At 54.0% G+C, this 20,869-nt stretch carries 19 protein-coding genes and 3 pseudogenes; 12 read left to right on the top strand and 10 right to left on the bottom strand.

Annotation, left to right across the window (positions count from 1 at the left end):
- Nucleotides 1-16 precede the first annotated feature (16 nt).
- The 3 genes from IB237_RS15730 to IB237_RS15720 form a co-directional block, all read right to left on the bottom strand.
- On the bottom strand, nt 17-1,489 hold the full coding sequence (locus IB237_RS15730; protein WP_192489629.1) for an FGGY family carbohydrate kinase: 1,473 nt from the start codon (nt 1,487-1,489) through the stop codon (nt 17-19).
- Nucleotides 1,490-1,572: 83 nt separating this feature from the next.
- Nucleotides 1,573-2,541, bottom strand: coding sequence for a transketolase family protein (locus tag IB237_RS15725; RefSeq protein WP_192489628.1), 969 nt, complete (start codon nt 2,539-2,541; stop codon nt 1,573-1,575).
- Nucleotides 2,541-3,350 carry a transketolase gene (locus IB237_RS15720; protein WP_192489627.1) on the bottom strand — a complete coding sequence of 270 codons (810 nt, stop codon included), beginning with the start codon at nt 3,348-3,350 and terminating at the stop codon, nt 2,541-2,543. The genes IB237_RS15725 and IB237_RS15720 overlap by 1 nt, the downstream gene beginning before the upstream one ends.
- A gap of 355 nt (nt 3,351-3,705) precedes the next feature.
- Here IB237_RS15720 and IB237_RS15715 point away from each other — a divergent pair, with 355 nt between their 5' ends.
- The 3 genes from IB237_RS15715 to IB237_RS15705 all read left to right on the top strand — a co-directional run bounded on the left by IB237_RS15715 (nt 3,706) and on the right by IB237_RS15705 (nt 6,371).
- Nucleotides 3,706-4,599: an AraC family transcriptional regulator gene (locus tag IB237_RS15715; RefSeq protein WP_192489626.1), complete on the top strand. Its 894-nt coding sequence runs from the start codon at nt 3,706-3,708 to the stop codon at nt 4,597-4,599.
- A gap of 138 nt (nt 4,600-4,737) precedes the next feature.
- Nucleotides 4,738-5,673, top strand: a complete 936-nt coding sequence (locus tag IB237_RS15710) for a DUF1403 family protein (protein ID WP_246787984.1) — start codon at nt 4,738-4,740, stop codon at nt 5,671-5,673.
- A 2-nt stretch (nt 5,674-5,675) separates the two neighbouring features.
- Entirely contained in the window at nt 5,676-6,371 is a 696-nt protein-coding gene (locus tag IB237_RS15705) for an SMC-Scp complex subunit ScpB (RefSeq protein WP_192489624.1), read from the top strand.
- Between the two features lie 460 nt (nt 6,372-6,831).
- Here the strand turns inward: IB237_RS15705 and IB237_RS15700 are convergent.
- The 3 genes and pseudogenes from IB237_RS15700 to IB237_RS15690 all read right to left on the bottom strand — a co-directional run.
- A pseudogene (locus IB237_RS15700) lies at nt 6,832-7,264 on the bottom strand (transposase); the annotation flags it as partial.
- A 179-nt stretch (nt 7,265-7,443) separates the two neighbouring features.
- The gene (locus IB237_RS15695; RefSeq protein WP_192489623.1) at nt 7,444-7,761 is read right to left on the bottom strand and encodes a hypothetical protein; all 318 of its coding nucleotides are present in this window, start codon (nt 7,759-7,761) and stop codon (nt 7,444-7,446) included.
- A gap of 97 nt (nt 7,762-7,858) precedes the next feature.
- Nucleotides 7,859-8,116, bottom strand: a complete 258-nt coding sequence (locus tag IB237_RS15690; protein WP_192489622.1) for a type II toxin-antitoxin system VapB family antitoxin — start codon at nt 8,114-8,116, stop codon at nt 7,859-7,861.
- Nucleotides 8,117-8,296: 180 nt separating this feature from the next.
- Here IB237_RS15690 and IB237_RS15685 point away from each other — a divergent pair, with 180 nt between their 5' ends.
- The 6 genes from IB237_RS15685 to IB237_RS26555 all read left to right on the top strand — a co-directional run bounded on the left by IB237_RS15685 (nt 8,297) and on the right by IB237_RS26555 (nt 14,797).
- Nucleotides 8,297-9,457: an RHE_PE00001 family protein gene (locus IB237_RS15685; RefSeq protein ID WP_192489621.1), complete on the top strand. Its 1,161-nt coding sequence runs from the start codon at nt 8,297-8,299 to the stop codon at nt 9,455-9,457.
- Nucleotides 9,458-9,608: 151 nt separating this feature from the next.
- Complete coding sequence (locus tag IB237_RS15680; RefSeq protein ID WP_192489620.1) at nt 9,609-10,808, top strand: ABC-three component system protein; 1,200 nt, start codon at nt 9,609-9,611, stop codon at nt 10,806-10,808.
- Nucleotides 10,805-11,311: an ABC-three component system middle component 5 gene (locus IB237_RS15675; RefSeq protein WP_192489619.1), complete on the top strand. Its 507-nt coding sequence runs from the start codon at nt 10,805-10,807 to the stop codon at nt 11,309-11,311. Before IB237_RS15680 ends, IB237_RS15675 begins: the two co-directional genes overlap by 4 nt.
- A gap of 1 nt (nt 11,312) precedes the next feature.
- On the top strand, nt 11,313-13,208 hold the full coding sequence (locus tag IB237_RS15670) for an ATP-binding protein (RefSeq protein ID WP_192489618.1): 1,896 nt from the start codon (nt 11,313-11,315) through the stop codon (nt 13,206-13,208).
- 108 nt (nt 13,209-13,316) lie between these two features.
- Nucleotides 13,317-13,736, top strand: coding sequence for a hypothetical protein (locus tag IB237_RS15665; protein WP_192489617.1), 420 nt, complete (start codon nt 13,317-13,319; stop codon nt 13,734-13,736).
- Nucleotides 13,733-14,797, top strand: coding sequence for a Shedu immune nuclease family protein (locus IB237_RS26555; protein WP_192489616.1), 1,065 nt, complete (start codon nt 13,733-13,735; stop codon nt 14,795-14,797). Before IB237_RS15665 ends, IB237_RS26555 begins: the two co-directional genes overlap by 4 nt.
- A 471-nt stretch (nt 14,798-15,268) precedes the next feature.
- On the opposite strand, the gene IB237_RS15655 is transcribed toward IB237_RS26555, so the two are convergent.
- The 3 genes from IB237_RS15655 to IB237_RS15645 form a co-directional block, all read right to left on the bottom strand.
- Entirely contained in the window at nt 15,269-16,336 is a 1,068-nt protein-coding gene (locus tag IB237_RS15655; RefSeq protein WP_210323979.1) for a hypothetical protein, read from the bottom strand.
- A gap of 74 nt (nt 16,337-16,410) precedes the next feature.
- Entirely contained in the window at nt 16,411-17,190 is a 780-nt protein-coding gene (locus IB237_RS15650) for a nucleotidyltransferase (RefSeq protein ID WP_192489614.1), read from the bottom strand.
- Nucleotides 17,187-17,699: an SLATT domain-containing protein gene (locus IB237_RS15645; protein WP_192489613.1), complete on the bottom strand. Its 513-nt coding sequence runs from the start codon at nt 17,697-17,699 to the stop codon at nt 17,187-17,189. The genes IB237_RS15650 and IB237_RS15645 overlap by 4 nt, the downstream gene beginning before the upstream one ends.
- A 469-nt stretch (nt 17,700-18,168) precedes the next feature.
- On the opposite strand from IB237_RS15645, the gene IB237_RS15640 reads away from it, so the two are divergent.
- On the top strand, nt 18,169-19,332 hold the full coding sequence (locus IB237_RS15640) for a DUF2235 domain-containing protein (RefSeq protein WP_192489612.1): 1,164 nt from the start codon (nt 18,169-18,171) through the stop codon (nt 19,330-19,332).
- Here the strand turns inward: IB237_RS15640 and IB237_RS15635 are convergent.
- A pseudogene (locus IB237_RS15635) lies at nt 19,236-19,757 on the bottom strand (DUF932 domain-containing protein); the annotation flags it as partial. The gene IB237_RS15640 and the pseudogene IB237_RS15635 overlap by 97 nt on opposite strands.
- A 250-nt stretch (nt 19,758-20,007) precedes the next feature.
- On the opposite strand from IB237_RS15635, the gene IB237_RS15630 reads away from it, so the two are divergent.
- The gene (locus tag IB237_RS15630) at nt 20,008-20,283 is read left to right on the top strand and encodes a type II toxin-antitoxin system Phd/YefM family antitoxin (protein ID WP_192489611.1); all 276 of its coding nucleotides are present in this window, start codon (nt 20,008-20,010) and stop codon (nt 20,281-20,283) included.
- A 5-nt stretch (nt 20,284-20,288) separates the two neighbouring features.
- Nucleotides 20,289-20,609 (top strand): annotated as a pseudogene (locus IB237_RS15625) (type II toxin-antitoxin system RelE/ParE family toxin).
- Nucleotides 20,610-20,869: the final 260 nt, after the last annotated feature.

Genomic DNA, 20,869 nt, shown 5'->3' with positions numbered 1-20,869 from the left:
CTCCGGCAGTGAATTTTTATTCACTCATAGATGAAGGGACGGACACGGTCGAGCGATAGATTGCGTCCTGCCAGACATGCAGGCGATCCATAACATCGGAGCTCCGTGGGGTGATTGTATTGCTGTTGCGTGGCAGCGCACTGATGGCTGCCAGATCCGACCACACACCCAGTGAAAGGCCGGCAAGATAAGCGGCACCCAGTGCTGACGCCTCTGGCGCATCACATTGAATGATCGACCGGTCCAGAACATCGGCCACGCATTGCATCAGGAAAATGTTCTGGCTTGGACCGCCATCAACGTAGAGACGACCCATTGGTGTCTGCGACTGCGAGGCCATGGCTTTGAATACGTCATGCACCTGAAAGGCGATGGAATCGGTGACTGAACGCGCCATCTGCGCCCGCGTCGTGTTGAAGGTCATGCCAGAAAACAATGCGCGTGCATCGGAATGCCAGTAGGGCGCGCCAAGCCCGACAAAGGCTGGAACGAAACCGGGTCCGCCGGGGGCGGCCGTCGCGGCAAGTTCGGTCAGTGCCTGCACATCGGGAAGGCCTAGCATGTCGACCATCCATGGAAGAGAAGCGGCCGAAACCAGAATATTGCCCTCAAAAGCATAGGTCGGTTTGCCAGCAATCGACCACGCAATGGTCGTGGTGATACCTTGTTGAGGCGCAATGAAGCCGGGAAGGGTGGTCATGATCGACGACCCTGTGCCGAAGGTTGCCTTGCCATCGCCGGGATTAAACGCGCCATGGCCGAACAATGCGGCATGGCTGTCGCCAATGGCGGCGGCAATCGGAATGCCGTCCTTAAGACCCGGCACATTGCTGGTGACGCCAAAATGCGCGGCGCTATCGCGAACTTCCGGTAGTGCGGACTTGGGAACACCAAACAGGGTGCACAGTTCGTCGCTCCAGACTTGGCCGTTGAGATCATAGAGCTGGCTGCGGGCGGCATTGGCTGCATCACATGCGTGGACCGCGCCGCCGGTAAAGCAATGGATCAGCCAGGCATCGATGGTTCCCAGTTTTACGTTATGTCCTGCTGGTGCCCGATCCAGAAGCCATTTCATTTTCGGGCCAGGGAACATCGGGTCAATCGGCAAGCCCGTCAGTGTCTGCACGCGCGGCGCATGTCCGGCGGCAATCAACGCGCTGCAGGTCGCAGCGGTGCGGCGGCACTGCCAACTGACCACCGGACCCAGAGGTTCGCCTGTTTGCGCATCCCAGATGGTGACGGATTCGCGCTGGTTGGAAATTGCAATGCCGATGATCTCGACATCGGGAATCGCCTGAATACAGCGGTCGATTGCTTCCTGCACGGATACCCATAATCTGACGGGACTTTGCTCAACCCAACCGGGCTGGGGGTGCTCGATGCCGACAGGTGATGAGCCACGCGACAGGATTTCGCCTGCCGTGGAAACAAGCACGGCCTTCGAATTTGTTGTGCCCTGGTCAATGGCGAGAATGGCAGTCGTCGTCATGGCAGCTCCGGTCGAGGGGCATCAAGGACCGGGCAGTTGGCTTCGACCAAGATCTGCCCGGCATTGAATTTAGGGACGGCAACTCACGCCTGTGAAGGCTTCCGTGTAATCAGCGCAACGGCTGCGTCTGCGATGGCGGCGGGTGACATTCCGAATTCATCCAGCAGGAATTCTGCGGAGCCGGTCGGTGCAAAAACACCGGGAACGCCAAGGATCTTCATAGGCACAGGTGCCTCAGTCACTACGCATTCGGCAATGGCAGAGCCAAGACCGCCATACACAGAATGTTCTTCGGCCGTCAGGATGGCACCTGTATCATGAGCCGCCTTAACAATGGCATCGACATCGAGGGGGCGAACGGTTGCCATGTTCAACACCCGGGCTTCAATTCCCTTCGCGTCCAGAAGCTCGGCGGCTTTTACCATACGGTGGGTGAGCGTGCCGTTGGCGATCAAAGTGATTGCATCGCCATCCCGCAACAGATTCGCCTTGCCCAGCTCGAATGTGTGATTGGCGGGTAGCAAATCCGGTACGCCGACACGCGACAGACGCAGGAAAACTGGACCATCGAAATTGGCAGCCCACTCGACCGCAGCAGCAGTTTCGATGGAATCGCATGGTGCGATGACCGGAAGGTTCGGAAGAACGCGCGTCCAGGCAAAATCTTCAATCGAATGATGTGTCGGGCCGAGTTCGCCGTAGGCCATGCCGGAGGAAATACCGATCAGCTTCACATTGGCATTGGAATAGGCAATATCAGCCTTGATCTGTTCAAGCGAACGGCCGGTCAGGAAGCAGGCCGCGCCACAAACGAATGGCAAAAGGCCACCATTGGCGAGGCCAGCACCAACGCCAACCATGTTCTGTTCGGCAATGCCGACGTTGACGAGGCGTTCCGGCCATTTGGCTTTGAAGCCGCCAAGTTTTGAGGAGCCGACAGAGTCGTTACAGACGGCAACGATCCTGGAGTTTTCTGCGCCTAGGCGCTCGAGCACGGCGACAAAGGCGTCGCGGCAATCATGCAGTTTTGGAGAAGGTGTTACAGCGTTCATCACAGCGTCTCCGAAAGCTCAGCCAAGGCGATTTTAAACTGTTCTGCATTTGGCACCTTGTGATGCCAGTCGACGGTATCCTGCATGAAGGAGATGCCGTGGCCCTTGTTGGTATGGGCGACGATGCAATGCGGTTGGTTACCGCGTTTTTCCAGCGCTGGTACAATCTCGTTCATGACATTTCCGTTGATTTCGGAAACGGTCCAGCCAAATGCCTGGAGTTTGGACGCAAAGGGCGCCAGATTGTTGGTGTCCTTGAGAGCGGCACCCTGCTGGAAGCGGTTATGATCGATGATCAGGGTCAGGTTATCAAGGCCGAACTGTGCTGCCGAAGCGATAGCTTCCCAGTTTGAACCTTCCTGCATCTCGCCATCACCTGTCAGGACATAGGTGTGATACTTCGCGCCTGTTATCTTGGCTGCCTTGGCCATGCCGACGGCGACCGGTAGGCCATGGCCCAATGGCCCCGTGTTAGTTTCTACGCCCGGAACCTTGTTGCAATTCGGGTGACCGTTCAGGCGCGAATGTGGCTTGAGAAACGTGCTGATTTCCGCTTCCGGAATGAAACCTCGTTTGGCCAGCGTGACATAAAGCGCCAAGGCAACATGGCCCTTGGAAAGTACAAAACGGTCGCGCTCAGGGTGTTTGGGCTGATCCGGCCAAATACGCAGAACCCGGAAATAGAGGGCCGTCAAAACGTCGATGGCCGACATTTCTCCGCCAATATGACCAGCTCCGGCTTCGAAAACGGCCTGAAGATCGCGAAGGCGAATTTGTCGGGCGATATGTTCGAGATCATTCGGCTGCATGAAATCCTCATATTGAATATATATTCACTTATCAATATATTTTCACATTTAGGCAATAAGTCAAGCATTAACCGCGCACAAGCGCGCTTATCAACCGCGTATTAGCTTGCTTCTAGAATTAAAAGCCTTTTGTGAATAAATATTCTGAGATGGGTGGACTGAGTGACAATGCGTGCGGCCCCGTCGGCAGCTGAATGATAAAACAGTTGCCATTGCACTCAAACATGAATATTTTTATCATGATAATCCGTAATGGCATGGCAGCTTAGAGAGGCGGTTCTCCGTATTGGAAAACGCCCTGGAGGTCGAATTAACGTCTGTGCCGGTTTTATGAAAAACGTTGAATGTAATTGATATGACATACATGCACTCGATGATTTGCCATACAGACGGCATCAAGGTTACGGCGCCGGTCAAATGGCGTGGCCTCGATGGTATCATGAGTGTGTTTTGGGATGCTGAAGGGCAAAATGGCGCCAGTGCCTATTACCTGTCTCCTGATCCACGTATCGTCATTTTTCTGAATGACGTGTCGTCTCATATCCACATGTCCAACCGCGACCGCGCCGACGTCCAGCAATATCGTCCGATGATGCGCGCCATCTACGTGCCCGCCGGGGTGCCATTGTGGACGAACTTCACCGGCACGCACCGGTTTTCTCATCTTGATCTGCACTTGCACAAGGATCGGCTGTTGCGGTTCCTGTCGCCATCAATCGGCACATCAGCGGCACTTACAGCTCTGCGCAGCCCGGTCGAGATTCAGGACATTCGCTCGATTGAGCTGTTGGCCGGTCTGGTGATTGATGAACTCTCGTCGCCTTCACGTCATGCGATCTATGCTGAAAGCCTTGTTGGCAGCATTGTTGCCGGCCTTCTCGATATTCCAGATGATGTCTGTGAACCGTCCAACGGGCGGCTGACACAGGCGCAAATGAACAAGCTGATCAACGGTGTAAACGCCCGCAACGACTGCCGAATGACAGTGGCGGAAATGGCCAATATTGTCGGGCTTTCGGAAAGCTGGTTTGCCAATGTTTTCAAACAGACAACGGGCAAGACGCCGCTGCAATGGCAGCTTGGAAAACGGATTGATCTGGCGCAAAAAATGCTGCTGGAGAGCGACTTGAGCGTGGCTGGTGTGGCAGCCCAACTTGGTTTTTCAGATCAGGCGCATCTGACAAAAGCATTCCGGCAAGTCTCTGGTCAGACGCCCGCCGCGTGGCGGCGCATGCAACAGCTCAGCTGAAATCTCAGCCGACAGGATTTGCCGTTGCCGGCAAAAATGGTAAAAATGCCATCTGAGACATGCTGTGCGTAAACTATCGCGCATATGGCAATAAGTGCACTTGTCTGTTAGCCTTTGCGGATGAAAAGAGCATCACGCATGGGTGTGACTGTAGCCTATTCACCCACAATCATTCCGGCCTGGGCTTCCGACAAGAAAAATGCCGTGACGGAAGCGGATGCGGCCTTTCTTGCGGGTTCGGCTTTGAACTCGCTGGATGGGTTTATCAAAAAAGATCACCCGTGGACAGGGTGCTGGCGAAGCCGCCTTGCATTGCGCTGTGCCATTTCGGCCAACCAGATGTTAGGCCGTGAGACCGAAGAAGCCGCCTTGCGCGACGCGGTATTGATGGTGCGACCCGGTGACAATGCCGGGCCAGCCGGAAACGTCCTGCTGGCGACCAGAATGCTGAAGACGCGGGTGGATTTTATCAGCAGCAAGACCCTGCAATCCCTGACGGATCTTTTTGCGTTACGTTGGGACAGCACACTTGCTGACCTTCCTGTCCTTATCGACGAGATCATGCAAAAACCGCAGGCCGCACCGATAGCTGTGGCGGAATTGGTGACAAGAATTCATGCCGTTCGCCCCGATGTCGAGGTTTTAGCGTGGTGGCTGGGCGATTGGGTTTTGGCGAAACGTCTTGGCTGGGATTTGCCAGTTCCGTTTCTTCTTGCCCAACGCTACAGCGGTGCATTTCGGACCTCCGCTGGCAAAGGACGTTTGGCCCCGGGAGAGCAGGGATTCAATCGTGCGGTCTCCATGGCGCTTGTTCACGGGACGGAAGATGTGTTGCTGATGGCAAATGAGATTGGCCGCCGCGCAGACCGAACGATAGCCAGTTCTGCCACCATTCGTACAAAGGGCGGAGAGCGGATCATCAGACAGCTTTTGAGCGAAGATGCCCTATCAGCCTCAGCGCCGGGCACGGACCTGTCCCGCTGGGCAAGCAGCAGATTTTTCGAACGGTTGGAGAGCATGGGCGGCGTGAGAGAGCTTTCTGGCCGCTCTACCTTCCGGGTTTACGGGATTTGACGATGGAGATTGACGGCTCCGCCAAAAAAGAACGTCGCGACAGGCGGTCAAGCAGCAAGATTGAAATCCCGCTGGATACCGAACTGGAACATTTGCCGGTCGAGTTCCGGTGGCGAGAGTGGATGATGCGCGTCGAGGCAATCATTTTTGCCGCATCAGAACCGGTTCGCCGTGAAACGCTGGCTCGCGTTGTGGGGAATGGCTGCGACATTGATAAACTGATTGCTGATCTGCGTGCAGAAATGAAACCGAGGCCCTATGACATCGTTTCCGTGGCTGGAGGCTGGCAGTACCGCACCAAACCGGCCTATGCGCATGCAATCAAGGCATCGAAAACACCGACACGTGCGCTGGCACCCGCTATCTCCCATCATGAGGCCATGGTGCTGATTGCAATTGGGTATTTCCAGCCAATCACGCGTGGAGAGCTTTCCAAAATTTTCGGCAAGGAAATTTCGCGCGATACGATTGCCAGTATTCGAGGAGCCGGCTTACTCGATACCGGGCCGCGCAGTCCCATGCCCGGCGCTCCATATACGTATGTGACGACGAAATATTTTCTGTCGGCTTTCGGGTTTGAGACACTGCGTGATTTACCGGATATCGAAGCCCTTGAGGACGCGGGCCTGTTGAATAGGACAGCTGTTGTGGTGACTGACTCCGCGATCGAGAATATGCAGCAAGCAGACGAAAAGTAGGTGTGTCCGCTCAGTTTCTGCTTCCAAGGATGTCCGAAACGCCAGGGGTCTTAGCCGATGTTTAGTGGGCAGCCAAAAAGCAATGCTGCTGCAATTGATTGGTTAAGGGAAGCCTCACGCGAACCCAAGCATAGCAGTTTCATTCCGTCGGCTAATCGCCTGCGTCGCCTCAAGTGGATTAGACGTACTTCGTTGCCGTGTCGGGAGGGCGACATCTTTTTCACTTCTTCGTTATACATCTCACTATTCCTGCAAACTCGTCCGTTGCTGGGAGCACGGTTGTCTCCGCGGTCGACAAGCAATCGCCGCATCTTGGGTTTTCACAGGGCGGGTCTACCTATCTTCAAGACGCAGTCTCAAGGAACTGCGACCGAACCGACGGAATGACCCACGTCCACAGCGGGGACGGTCAACATCTCAGTCAGATTGAGACGCTGATGCAGGTAACCCGGCAATTTGCCTATGCAGCAGCGCCAGCCAATGGATTGATCGCTTGCCTGGGATTGAGCATGCTATGCATAATGACCGCAAGTTTTCGCGCAACAGCAACCGCGGTACGTTTTGAAGCCCCGCCGCTCACGCAGCTTCAGCCCCCAGATCTTAAGACTGCATTCGGTCCTTACAGTGGTTCTTGTTAAGTGGACGGTTGCCACCTCATAGAGTAATCCCCGCAGCCGACCGTCACCGCGTCGCGAAATATGGCCATCGTAATCGATTTTGCCGGACTGGTAGGGCCGCGTCGTAAGCCCGAGGCAGGCACCCACTGGGTGCGAGGTGGCGACGTCATCAGGATATTTGATCGCTGCAATGTACGAGACGGCAGTGATGGCACCAACGCCTGGAATTGTCATCCGAAGCTTCGTAGCCTGGCTCTGGCTTGAAGCTGCGAGTACCGGAAAGAGGGTTGGCCACGACGTAGATAGTGGCAACCGCCCAGAAGGGGCGGGGAAGATCGAAGTTGATTGCCACGAGCTAGGCAAGCATCGCTGCCAGAACGTCTTTAGTGAAAAGATGACCATGCCAGTGGTAAGCACAGGCCGAGTGCTGATGTCTCATCAACCGAATGAGAGGCCTAATCGTCTGTCGCGGTTTTCCTAGTGTCGCACAGACTATAAATTTCCGGAGAAACATAGCTGAAAAATGGAGATGCGATGCACGCCTGAACGTAGGCTTCAACTGGATCATCACACGCAATAATCGGACGAGCAGACCGTGGCTTTGTCATCAAAGCGCGAAGCTTCGAGAAAGCCTTCTCGGCCGCTTTATAATGCCGTTCACCAAAGTCGACCGCAGTCACGTTCGGAAGATCAACGAACAGCTTGGAAATCGCTCCCGCATTCGAAAACTTCTTGCCCGAAGCACCATGCGCGTCTCCAGAAGGGTCGGCCAAACAATAAGAATTTCTTCTTGGCTTATGAGAGTCTGAAACAGTTCCGCCTCAGGCTCGTTCAGCGCCGTTTCCAATTTCACCGACGTATGAATGGCAATCATATTGGTAAGCCGTTTTCGTCATAGAGGTCATCATGACCGGAGCTGGTACCGGCGGGAACCGAGCGCCGACCTTCAGCCATCAGCTCCCATAAGGCATCCGTCGGCGTCAGCGCCGATTTCCTCCGAAGTTCCTGATCGTAGCGTTCAAGCGCAAGTTCGACCAGACGGTTTATTGGCTGTCCGGTGCGGCGCGCCAGCGCATGGGCAAGATCTTTCGCTTTGCCGCTGCGGATGGAAAGCTGTGGTTCGGACATCGCGTTCCTCTTAATTCGTGCGCGAAACATAGGCTTCACATACAAAGGTGGCAATAAGATCGCGGGAGATGGCTAAACACTGATAAGCATTACTTATCGATGGTAGATAAACCAACTGTTAACCATATCCTCTGGCGAACACTAAAATACTTATAGTGTTCGTTTAACAAATCATTTACCATGATTTCAATGGTTTACGATCTTGCCAAATTGCCCATCCACACCCTGCTGAAACCGCTCAGCGATGCCACGGCAGCGTTTTGTCGTCTCGACGAGCGCATTGCCCGCTCATCCGTCGGCGCTGGCTGGTGTGAGCGCCAGAATTTTAGCGATGCCTGCGCATCCTTATGGATCGATGGAGAACTGGTGCATCTCGAGGACCTGGTGCTGCACGACGCCACCCGTGACGTCCGCGCCCCAACCCATGAACTGACCATCGCCCGCGACGTGTTGAAAACCCGCCGGCGTATTGTCGCGCGATCGCCAGACTGGGCGCTGTCGCCAGACGGTATTCGCAGTTTGCGGCAGGCATCGACCGAGCCTGGGCAGGCGTGGCCTGCAGCAACTTCTGGAGAGACAGGACCCGTGACGGCACATGAGATCGCGGATTATAATCCGGTCCTGGTAGGGCAGGGGACTTTTGAAGACGGTGACGCAGATCAGTCGCCGGACGAATTTGCCGAGATCGATGCGCTGCTCGCTCGCTCCGAAGCCGCACTCGAGGATGCGATGCGGCCCGGCCCAGCCAAAACGTTGCAGGAGCGGGATCCGCTGATCTATGATCTCGACTGGGATGAAGACGCGCGGCTCGATGACTGGCGCACCGTTTTGCGGCAGGCCAGAGATTTTCCGCCGCTGCTGCAGGCGATTGTCGTGCTCGATGCCTGGAACAGTCTCGATGTGTTGCAGCACGCGCCGTGGTTGGGGCGGTTGCTGTCGGCCTCTCTTTTGCGCCAGGCCGGCATCACCACCCAACACCATCTCGCCGCGATCAATACCGGCCTGAAAACCACTCCCGTCGATCGTCGCCGCCATCGCAGTCGTGAAGTTCGGTTGCTGGCAATCGCTGAGGGCTTTGTCGCGACAGCCGAAATCGGCTTAAAAGAACATGACCGGCTGGCCCTGGCCCGCCAGATGATGGAGCGCAAGCTTTTGGGGCGCCGCACCTCGTCGAAACTGCCAGAGCTGATCGAGCTGGTGATGGCAAAGCCGTTGGTCTCCGCCGGCATGATTGCCAAAACTCTCGACGTCACGCCGCAGGCCGCACGGCGCATCGTCTCCGAGCTTGGCCTGCGCGAGATGACCGGCAGGGGGAGGTTTCGGGCATGGGGCATACTCTGAGAACCGCGTGTTTACAACTAAAACCCAGACTTACGTGCATACTACCAATGAAAAAAGCGGTCAAAAATGCTGATTTTTCCTGGCAATACACTTGAAATACTTCAATCATAATCTACGGTTGTAGAAGTGATTTGATTATTTGAGAAATGCCGTGCCAGCTTCCACCAACTTTTTCGCGACCATTGCGGCGAACAGCGGAACTGCCGACGTTATATTCGTACATGGCCTTTCAGGAGATCCAGTCGAAACTTGGAATTTTAATGGATCGAGTGAGCCGGAAGGTGGCTACTGGCCACACTGGCTATCGGCTGATCTTCCTCACCTGAATCTCTACACCATCGGTTTTCCGGCTAGTGTCTTTGCTCAATGGGCAAAAAAAGAGATGAACCTATACGACCGAGCGAAGCACGTTCTGGAGACGCTCGCGAGCTACGAGTTTGGTGGCCGGCCGATTATCTTCATCTGCCACAGTCTCGGTGGACTCCTAGTCAAGCAGGTTATCAGAACTGCGCGTGAATCGACAGATGAAGACTGGCAAAGGATTGGTGCACGGTGCGCCAGCGTAATTTTCATAGCCACACCCCATAGTGGCTCCAGCCTGGCTGGCTTGCTCAAGTTCTTCGTCCCGGGATTTACATCTGTGCACGTGGAAAAGCTCCTGAAGGATAACGCGGAGCTTGCCGAGCTGAACGAGAGCTTTCGTGCTCATTGCCACCGGACATCCATGGCGGTGTCCGTTTATCACGAGAAGCATCTCACCAAGAAATCATTCCTCGTGGTCGACGAGCGAAGCGCTGATCCGGGTGTCAACGGGGCGATGCCTATCCCAATTGACGCCGACCACATCAATATTTGCAAACCCAGTAGTCGCGACGATCTGATCTATACCAGCATCAGGCATCGATTGCGCAAGCTAGTTCCGCCTGCCTATCCTAGCGATGTACCAAAAGCTATTGCGTTTGACGACGATGCGCTTGATGAACAGTCGGCAACTGACAGACGCGACCTTATGACTAAGATGATTGATGCGGGACGTGAGCATGAATACGGTTTTGCAAACGACTCCCAAAGCAAGTTTGCACGCCCCTTCGTGCGAACGGGGCTGAAGACGTCGATATCTACCACCTATAAAAAGCTGCTTGCCGATATTGAACAACGCTTTCAAAGTTTGATTTTTTACCCGCTGATTTGCAAAGGTGCCGACGAAGCTACTATCGCTACTGCTATCCAAGTTCAAATTATTGAACCCCTTAGCGAAAAATACGCTGACGACAATGCAACCGCGAAGACGGTCATGAACGCCCTCTATTTTTTGACTGAACGCTGCCATATCCGCTGGGATAAGCCATGACGTATCGAATGTGGTACGCACAGCTAGATTTGATCGACACGGCTCGCCGTTATCTGGCACTTCTATCGCATTGGAAGTCGGAGGCACCAAACCGGGACAGGCTTTTCGTATCCGACTTTTATTTCGTCAATCCAAGCCTTTTACACCTCACTCACATGACCGGCGACGTGCGGCGTGTCTTCAATGCGTTGGCTATTCCGAAGCCCGACCAAACCTTCATACAGCATCCTTCTCCGCCGATTCTGTACACAAAGATGGGCGGCATCCAGGCTCAAGCGCTGCACAACTTGATTGGCAGGGGGCTAGTTGAGCTTGAGCTTGTAGATAAGGATCAGTATCGCCTAAGCAGCGAAGGGAGGCATCTCGCCTCCGCGCTAGGTACTCGACTTGTTTTGCCCGGTGAAGGCAAAATTTTGAATTTCCTCGTCACCGATTACGTCGCAATCGGCAGAGGAAAAGGTGGTCTGCGTCAGATGACGGGACTGAGAAGGGTTGGTACTTAGCGTGGTTTCCTTCTTTGCGCTCAAGCGGGTTCGTATCAACAAAGGAAAGAATATCGCTTACGATGAGCGATTTCATCGTGGCGTGAACATCATCCGCGGCGAGAACGGTTCGGGGAAATCGACGATCGCCGACTTCATATTTTATGGGTTAGGCGGTGAGTTTGACCGATGGAAGGACGTTGCTCAGAATTGCTCTGCCGTCCGAATCGAAGTTGAAACTGAGCAATCTACGCTCACGCTCCATCGGGCGGTCGCCGGTAAGCAGGAACCTATTCTTGTATTTTACGGATCGATGGAGGATTCGCTCGACAAAGGGATCGACGAGTGGCAGCGAGTCCCTATCCGGCGCCCATCTGGTGGACTCGATCTTTCATTCACGCAAATCATGTTCAGGGCGGTGGGTATCCCGGAAGCGCCTAACGTCGCGAACTCGAATATTACAATGCACCAGATACTGCGGTTGCTTTACGCCGATCAGCAGACGCCGCCCGGAAAGCTCTTTCGGTTTGAAAGCTTCGATACTGGTGATATACGCGAGACAGTCGGGCAACTCCTCATAGGCGTCAATGGGTATGATCTTTATGAGAGTTTGATCAAGCTACGTGGTGTAAAGGCTGACTACTCAGACAAGGATCGGCTTTACAAGGCAGCGGTGATGTCCCTCCCAAGCTCGGAAGGATTAACATCGGTCGCAATTCTCGACACCCGGTTAAAAGAACTTGAAGTCCATAAAAGCCGGATCTCGGAAGAGATCCGCAATGTGGATGAGGTCGTCGGCGACGATCAGGCTAAACAGTTTGCCTCTGAACGCCAAACGATGCGCCGGCGCCTGCAGAAGTTGGCGGGCGACCTCCAGCTTTCTGAGCAGCGCATCAGCGACCTAGTCGATGAAGAAGCTGAGCTCCATCAGTTTATCGAACACCTCGAACAGCAGCTTTTTGCGCTCAGCGCTGCTGAGGATCTATCTGTGAAGCTGGGGAACATCGACTTTCAATATTGTCCATCGTGCCTGAAGCCACTTTCGGACAAGGACGCCCATCACTGCATTGTCTGTGACGAAGTAATTGATGAAGAAAAAGTGCGTTCAAGGTATTTCGAGCTGAAGGTCGATAACGAACTACAGATCAGGGAGTCGAGGCAGCTTTTGGCGATGAAGGCTGCAGAGGTCGAGAAACTTCAAAGTGAGGTGAGGGCGCTTCGTCGCGGATATTCCTCTACGATGACAGACTACTCGTCTCGATACGACAACAGCAATTCGCCGCGTGAGAGTTATCTTGCCGAACGTTTCAAAGCGCTTGGTAGTCTTGAACGCGAAGCGGAATACATGGAGGAGCTGCGTGCAACCCTCCAGCGGATTGATGAGCTTTCGGCCGAAAGGGCAAAGCTTAATAACGAGATCACCTCGCTCGAGGCGACGATCAAGCGACTGGAGGCATCTTCGACTGCACGGACTTCTAAGGCCATGAACTTAGTGAGCACCATTGGCAAACGCATTCTAAGGAAGGATTTGAAGCGGCAGGAGGCTTTTGAAAATCCAACCTCGTTCTCGATCAATTTCGGGGACGACGCCATGCTCGTCGATGGGAAAATGAACTTCGCTGAAAGCAGCAACGTCATCCTAAAGAACACGTCCATCTTGTCGCTTTTGCTGAGCGCCAGCTACGATAGTGAGTTCTGGCACCCGAAATTCCTCCTCATGGACAATATAGAGGACAAGGGGATGGAGCCGATCCGAAGCCATAATTTCCAGAAAATTCTGATCGAAGAATCGAAGCAGGCGAAGTTTCCGCATCAGATTATTTTCACAACGTCGATGCTCGATCCAACCCTCTATAAAAGCGAACTGACTGTTGGTCCTGAGTACACGCGCGAAATGAAGACCTTAGCTAATATATGATTAGCGGCGAAAAAGGCCGGTTCGAGCAAGTTTCCGACGCGCTCGTAGTTGCGACCATCGAGCCTGCGTTTCGAGGCAAAGGGAAACACTTGCTATTAGGGAGCGTGTATGGCGGACGAGTGGGATGGAGAGCTTCGACTGATCGTTCGCAATTTGGGGGACACGATCAATGTCGATGTTCAGCTCAATGATCGATTGGTGCGTTGTGTAAACGCGTACTATGACCTGGTGGACATCAACGAGCCGAATCTGCTGTTTACCCTTGATCTGGACAAAAATGTCGCTGGCATTTTCCCTCTTATTACCCACTTTTCTGACGAGATTTACGGGCAGAAATACGAGAATATCAAATCAATCTGGTTCGACCTGCCTACAGAAGATTTCGATCCTCCAACCGACCACAGTAGCGCTGTGGTATTCTTGAAAACGCATCTGCCTGGTGGCTTTGTCCAAGACGCGGCTTATGGCCTCGGGTTCACCAAAGAGCTAAGGCCGATCATTTATGCGGTGGAAAAAATCGAGACGTGACTCGTATCGCTATCGGCGGGAAAGACCCCACGAGGCATGAACATTCCACCTTCTATTTTAGTGATCTGGATTTTTTCAACCTGCGCATGGCGTTCAACCGAACGACACGCAAGCATCAGCAGGAAAGTCTCATCGAGCGCACGATCCTTGCGTACAACAATGTGCTCCATAAAGTGTACCCCGAAGACTACGCCCTGAGGGAGCCGCCCTACAGGCCGGGCACAATCTACAAGCTTGTCGGCGGCGGAGAGGCCTCAAGCACAGTGCTCAAGGGTAAGGATCGCGCAGCTTTGCTCAAGACGGTTGTGGGCAACGCCACGGCCATAGCAGATCGTGACCCCAAGGAATTCGTACAGCTTCAAAAGGATCTGGAACTGGTCAGCCTAGACCGACTAATACGCTCGTTCCAGAAAAGCATGGCCAGGAACCACAATGAAGGTCACTGGCAAAAGATGCTGGAGCTGAATCCTTTCATTTTGTCGATGGTATTCGGCTATCCGATCGTCATGGTGCAGTCGGCTGCGTCTGTGGGTGGCGGTACGATTGCGGGCAATGGCACGAAGATTGCGGACTTCCTCTCGAAGAATAGCTCAAGCCACAACGCGGCCCTTGTCGAGATCAAGACGCCGCAAACGCCGGTGTGTGGCTCGACTTACCGCGGCGGGGTCTGGAAACCTTCCAATGCGCTGATGGGCGCAGTAGTGCAGGTTCTCGACCAGCGTCACAAATTGACGCTCACCCTTCCTTTACACAAGCAGTTCTCGCCCCAGCTTTCGGAGCTGCAGGCTTACGCGATCGATTGCGTAATCGTCGTCGGTAAAATGCCGACCGATACCAGCCAGATCAGTTCGTTCGAAATGATGCGCAGCCAATACAAGGATGTTCGCATCGTGACGTTCGACGAGCTGTTCGGCAAGCTCTTGTTGCTGCGAGAGTTGCTGACGGGCGAGCGGTATGTGTCGCCTATAGAGGATGACGAGCAGGAGGAGCCTACCTATCTGTACCAGACAGATCTGGATGAGGACGAAGATGATCCGCAGTTCGCGGCGGGCGAAGACTGACGGGGGCATAAAAACAATGACGCGAACAGGGCCGGTCATAAGCGATCAGTGGATGCGCGATTACCGCGACACTGCAAGGCGGTTCGCTGACATGGATTGCTTTGACCAGCCGAAGGGCGCCCACGAGGCCCTATCCATCAAGTTGGCGTTATTTGCCCGCGCGGTCACAATGTTCGATACCGCTGTGCTTGCGGAGCATGATAACTCCACATGTGTTTCAACTCGACCGTCTAGCTACCGACAATAATAGTTCGGCTGCGACCGGATTAGGACGTTGGGTCGACAGCCCCAGCGACCAGATCAAGCATTGCGATTGGCTCGACCGGCGCGCATACAAGAAGCCGGTCCAGCCGCCGTGGGTCATCTATATTTTGGATATCTTATCGACACGCTGAAGTTAAAGTGCCAGAATTTTCACTGAGATTGTCAAATCTGGGCAACCATCGGCGCATCGTGTTTTTTGGTGCTGTTTTAGATGACAACTGGAATCGCTGTGACATTTTCTGGTTCATCGGTCAGCTTGAACTCAAGATTGGCCGTTTCAATCCCGCCTTCGGCGCCAGGTCGCACAATGAGCGTCATTTTTGACAAGGACAGCCCATCATGCGCGAGCCACTGTAGCACTGAATGCGATCCGGCCTTTACCTCAAAATCTACCGTGTCGCTCGCATTTTTCCGCGTCAGATAGTGTTCCACAGAGCTAGCGGTAATGTCAGCAAGGCTGAGGAGATCTGTTATCCCGAGCGAACTATCCTTGAACGGAGCACCTCCACCGAAAACTGGTAAATGACGCCCCGGCGCATAGTGCTCAACAGCGCGCTGGAAAAGATCAAGCGCATGCCGATGGAGTGCCTCGTTCGCGCATATCGTGTCGTTGTCGGACATCCAGAAAACTTTCTGGCCTGAGCGAGCAAGTAACGCTACGAGAAATGAGACGGTGTGGACCACGCGGAGCAGTTTTTCGGCGCTCTCTGGTTTCCAGGTGCCTAGGCCTGCTGCATGAAGGGTTTTGGACAGGTCTGCTCGCGTCTTCTTCTCGTTTGCACCAAATACTGTCAGGAGCTTCTTGTCGATGACAATGGTAAGTAAGAAACCATGAACGAGCATGTCTGCGGCACTGAGATAGTCAGGTAGCGCTCTTTGCATCTGGCCCATACTGAAATCCTTGAACGCGATCTCCTTATCCCCGAGATGCCATCCTGCTCGGATTTCCTTCATCTTGCGGATGAAAGATCCGCACGTGTTATATCCGCAGGTTAAGAACGAGTAGGTGTGAAAGTCTCCCGAAGATTCACCCGCATAGTCCGAAAAAATTGCGACCGTCTCGTTGCCATGCGCTGCTAGGTTAGGAAGAATTAGTCTGCCGCGACGATCCGACTTCTGCATCATGTCCTGGAGGATTTTTACAAGTTCGTTGCACTCGAGATCGGGCTTGAGGATTTCCAAGTCGGGCTTGTTCCATACGAGACTGCTTGCAAACTCAGTGAGAAATCGGACCTGCGCCGTACTCAGTCCTTCATTCCCAACGGTCTCCTGCATAGCGCGTCTCCTCATCATTTATTTTAAGTAGTAACTGCGAACGTCTACAAGCCCTATGTCCCGACCGATGGTCATCATTCCGGGATCAGCTTCTTGGCATCTGCCTCAGCAAGATAAGGATATCCTTGAGATTCGTTCTCCCGGATGTCAGCCACCAGTTTTTTTGCGCGGCTGATGCGCTCGTTCTTCCAAGCGGCAGTCTCGGTTGCTTGGAGGTTGTCAAACACCGTGAATAGATAGTCACGGTGATTGCTGGCGAAGAAAAAGCTTCGGTCGCAGATCCATTTCTCGAAAAGATAAGAATTGAAGACGTATCCGTTTGCGGCATTCCATATCTTGGCCAAACGGATAGTCGGCTTGATGAGGTAGCTGTTGTTCTTGTTCTTCTCTTCGAGCGTCGCATTGAAGTCGTTTGGACTGGTATACTGCCAGTCGTTCGGCCCATTGGGTATCTGGTAGGTGCTGCTGAAGGAGTGCAGCGCCGGAACTAGCTCGAACCTGATATGGTTCAGCTCCAGCACTATAGTCGGGCTGGATTGATAGACTTCCGACGTGCTGTACTTTCCTTCAACGAATTTCTTCAGACGATCGAGATAGCTCTGGGGCTTTCGCGCACCCTTTTCGAACACCACCATGTAGTCGACATCGGAGTAAGGATCGTCGCGTCGCGGAAGTATCGTGCCACGCGTCTGAGACCCAAACCGGAAGTGTGACTGCAGCTTGTCGCCGTCAACTTGGAACCAGCTCTCCAGTCGGGTGCCGAGGGTGGCGATTGAGGTGTTGATTGACTTCCGCTCATCCTCGGAAAGGACCGCAGATGACGCCCGGCCGGCCAGATAGGAGTTCACACTCATCGGGGGGCCTGGTCTACGGCGTGCGTGGCCTGCCCATCGTCAAACCCCTTTTTTGCCTTCTTGAAGTCGCGGTTTGCAAACAGGGGGCTGGCTTGGTTCAGTTCATTTCGTCGCTTAGTCAAACCTTCGAGACCTTCAAGCGCGGCGCCTTCCTCGACGTTTCGAGTGAGGGTGATTTCCCGGAAGACACGAGAGTCATTCTTGAGGGTAAGGTACTGGTCACCACTGCTTTTGTGCAGGGTTGCCTTTTCCGCGGGCTTGAGGAAGGTGACAAGCGCCGTAAGCACTGTCACGGCCGCGGAGCCGACGCTTGCCCATATAGCGTAATCCTTCACAAACGCCGTTCCGATCAGGGCGCTGATCACAATTGATGGGATACCGAACAAGTAATTGAATCGGTTCCATCGGTCGCTCGCGTTGAAGTGAGCCTTGCCGGAATGCGCGCAATCTTCCTCCAGGCGTTGGAGTTCACTTGCAATCTTCGTTTTGAGCGTGTCATCGATGTTCATACTGTATTGATACTTGAAGGAATTCGATTTGCACAATTGAAACGTGTATCAACGGATGACTATCCACAACCAACGTGGGATCCGCAAATCCGGCTGTCCGGTATGAAATCGATCTCGCCCTTGCCAGCGTACTATGACACTTCAACCCGTAAAAATAACGGGATCAATTGAAGGGAAGGCCTGCATCGTGATTGGAAGCTGGTCAGCGCGGAGTGCGCTTGATAGCGTCCCGGAATTGACGAATGGCGATTGCCATCTGCTGCGCTAGCCAGATTCTCATGTGGCACGAGAAATATCACATATAATCAATGGCCTGATGCCAGTCACTGGGACCGCGGGTTCATATCCAGTCAAGAGCAACAGCCGGGAATCTCACTTATAGGGGATAAACTTTCCGCGCTCGTTGGGACGTGTATGGCGTTTTGCCGACTCAGCTTAGTCTCCAAAATATAATTTCACGGGGGCATCCATGGCTTTATCTGGTCTACCGTCGGCATCCAATAAGAAGCTCGCTCTGTTTCTCGATGGCACTTGGAACGCAGTCGGCACGAATACAAATGTGTGGCGCCTCCGCTCTCTTTGCGCGGATAAGGACTCTGAAGGGCGCCAGCAACTTCGTTACTACGACAGTGGCGTAAATGGCGTAATCGGCGGTGGCTGGGGCAAAGGCCTGACTGAAAAAGTGCAGGAAGCCTACAACTGGCTCGTCGAGAATTACGAGGATGGCGATCAGATATTTATCTTCGGGTTCAGTCGCGGAGCCCATACTGCGCGAAGCCTCGCAGGCTTTATTTCAATTTGCGGACTTCTGAAGCCGGGCGGAGCACTGGGAGTCGACCAGCTATATCAGCGGTACCGCAACGACGACGACCGTACAATTTACAAACTTCCTACCTTTGATATGCAGGGCTTGACGCTCGAAGAGCGCTGGATGCTCAAGTATTCAAGACCCGTCGCGATCGAAATGGTCGGGGTCTGGGACACGGTTGGTGCGCTCGGTGTGCCGGTTTTTAGTTTAGCTGGTATCAGCGCTTCGACGCTGAAATTTCATCACACCGGCCTCCGTAAACCGGTCAAGCACGGGTTTCATGCTCTGGCGATTGATGAACACCGCGCAAAATTTGCGCCGACTCCCTGGACAATCCGAACGAGGACCGGCGCCCCGACGACAATTCCGATGAGGCCGATGGAAAGCGTCGAGCAACGCTGGTTTGTGGGTGCTCATGCAAACGTCGGCGGCGGTTGCTTCAACGACACTCTGGCGCAGGTGCCCCTGCGGTGGATGATGGAGAAGGCGGCAAATCTGGGACTAGCTTTTCGCAACGAGCTTGAGTTGGATGGAAACGAACATCTGGGTGCGATCTCAGACTCCTACATGGAGTTCCTCAGCGGCGCGTATTCATGGGTAAGCAAGAGAGATTATCGACCGATCGCACCAGAACCATTTGTCGGAGCAAGTGGAACTCATGCAAGGGTCAACGAGACAATTGATGTTTCAGTTTTTGCAAGATGGCGAGACGACAGCAAATACCGTCCACCGAATCTCGTAGAATGGGCAATTCGCAAAGGTGTCGATCCTGCGGAGATTTCTAATTCGGTTACAGCGAACTCACCCGTTATTCTCGCGCAGTGATTGAAATACTTTGACACGTCCAGCCTTTGGCCCCATTGACGTGAACTGCTCGCGGCGAGCGGCGCCGGCAATTGGCGCATGTAGCTTACTGGTGCACCGACCAGGCTGCAAAGTTGGCCGTAGCTCCAGTGTGTCGGGGCCAATGCTTCACGCCCGCCGGGAACGATGAGCGACAGGCTTTGGGCATTATCACGGGTCGCCTCGACGCGAATATCAGCCGTCTCTACGGTGCGAACGCGCGCGCAGTCGGTTCTGTCGCTGACTGCACAATGAAGATCAGTGAGCGACAGGTAACGCTCGTCGTCAGGAGGTGAGAACCACTCCGACGACACCCGCCCGATACGTTCACCGCGGGAAATGTCGACCTTTAAACCGGCGGTTCCCGATCGTTGAGTTTGAAAGGGGTTGGAAATCATTGTGTTCATGCTGGTGTCTCCTGAAACAAAAGAGCCCGGTTGAGCGCTCTCGCGGCCAACCGGGCTGGTGAAGGAAGAATGAATAACGTCGCCGTCAAGCTGAAGCCCGCGATGCAAGTGATTGTGGAAGCCCTCTCTCCGGCCCTCCGACAACCGCCACCCCGCAAACGCCCCCCTTTCCCTCTTTTGCAACCTCGCAATATTTGCTTCCGGTCGGACCAATAACGGTCCATATTCTGGTCAAAAGGAGATCGGATCGATGATACTGTCGAAACAGGTCAAGCCCATCAGTTATCTCAAGACTCATGCACCGGAGGTCATTCGCCAGCTCGCCGACAACCGGCAGCCTGTGGTGATAAACTTGCATGGCGAGGCGAAAGCCGTGCTTCAGGACATCACACAATATGAAGAAACTCAGGAGACGCTGGCGCTCCTCAAGGTGCTGGCGCTGACCAACAAGCAGGTCGAGGAAGGAAAGGTCCGCCCTGCGCAAGAGACCTTCGCCCGCCTTCGCGCGCGCCTGAAGACGCCCTAAACCTGATGCCGTATCGTGTTCTGTTTGCGAAGGATGCGGAACGGGATCTCGAAGATCTCCACCGTTTCCTTGCCAGCTTTGACGGCGTCCAGACTGCCGACCGGATTCTCGAGGAACTTGAAGAAGCATGCCTGGGGCTTGAAGATTTTCCCACGCGGGGCAATGTTCCGAAGGAATTGGCGGGCCTCGGCATCACAGAATACCGTGAATTACATCAAAAATCCTAGCGGATCTATCTCATGACCGGAGAGGAGTTCATCGTTTATTTCATTGCCGATGGCCGCCGGGACATGCAGTCCGTTCTTGAATGGCGGCTTTTGCGCTGAACGGCGGGCTCCCCGCCGAGCCGACCTTACCAGTCATACCACGGCAAATCATCAGCCTTCTCGGCATAGCTATCGAGCAGGACATGGCTGAACCCGTTTTGGCGCGCCCATGTCATGACGTTAAAGAGACCGTCGGGAACGTGCTGGTTCCCTTCGTTTGCGTTCTCGTCATGGGCGTAGAACAACCAACTGTATCCGCTTGGAGGGCACTTCATAACCAAGGGGTCAGAAAAAATTTCAATGCGCTACGGAATTGATTC

It is taken from the genome of Agrobacterium sp. AGB01 (genome assembly GCF_014851585.1).
In the GTDB taxonomy this organism is placed as follows: domain Bacteria; phylum Pseudomonadota; class Alphaproteobacteria; order Rhizobiales; family Rhizobiaceae; genus Agrobacterium.
Note: the sequence above shows the minus strand (reverse complement) of the source record. Positions and strands in the feature narration are given on the sequence as shown.

Bases quoted from the DNA above. Each gene is read 5' to 3' on its own strand.
- IB237_RS15630 (WP_192489611.1), top strand. From the start codon at position 20,008: ATGATACTGTCGAAACAGGTCAAGCCCATCAGTTATCTCAAGACTCAT.
- IB237_RS15720 (WP_192489627.1), bottom strand. From the start codon at position 3,350: ATGCAGCCGAATGATCTCGAACATATCGCCCGACAAATTCGCCTTCGC.
- IB237_RS15705 (WP_192489624.1), top strand. From the start codon at position 5,676: ATGGAGATTGACGGCTCCGCCAAAAAAGAACGTCGCGACAGGCGGTCA.
- IB237_RS15715 (WP_192489626.1), top strand. From the start codon at position 3,706: ATGACATACATGCACTCGATGATTTGCCATACAGACGGCATCAAGGTT.
- IB237_RS15645 (WP_192489613.1), bottom strand. From the start codon at position 17,699: ATGAACATCGATGACACGCTCAAAACGAAGATTGCAAGTGAACTCCAA.
- IB237_RS15665 (WP_192489617.1), top strand. From the start codon at position 13,317: ATGGCGGACGAGTGGGATGGAGAGCTTCGACTGATCGTTCGCAATTTG.
- IB237_RS15690 (WP_192489622.1), bottom strand. From the start codon at position 8,116: ATGTCCGAACCACAGCTTTCCATCCGCAGCGGCAAAGCGAAAGATCTT.
- IB237_RS15655 (WP_210323979.1), bottom strand. From the start codon at position 16,336: ATGCAGGAGACCGTTGGGAATGAAGGACTGAGTACGGCGCAGGTCCGA.
- IB237_RS15640 (WP_192489612.1), top strand. From the start codon at position 18,169: ATGGCTTTATCTGGTCTACCGTCGGCATCCAATAAGAAGCTCGCTCTG.
- IB237_RS15685 (WP_192489621.1), top strand. From the start codon at position 8,297: ATGATTTCAATGGTTTACGATCTTGCCAAATTGCCCATCCACACCCTG.
- IB237_RS15650 (WP_192489614.1), bottom strand. From the start codon at position 17,190: ATGAGTGTGAACTCCTATCTGGCCGGCCGGGCGTCATCTGCGGTCCTT.
- IB237_RS15725 (WP_192489628.1), bottom strand. From the start codon at position 2,541: ATGAACGCTGTAACACCTTCTCCAAAACTGCATGATTGCCGCGACGCC.
- IB237_RS15675 (WP_192489619.1), top strand. From the start codon at position 10,805: ATGACGTATCGAATGTGGTACGCACAGCTAGATTTGATCGACACGGCT.
- IB237_RS15710 (WP_246787984.1), top strand. From the start codon at position 4,738: ATGGGTGTGACTGTAGCCTATTCACCCACAATCATTCCGGCCTGGGCT.
- IB237_RS15730 (WP_192489629.1), bottom strand. From the start codon at position 1,489: ATGACGACGACTGCCATTCTCGCCATTGACCAGGGCACAACAAATTCG.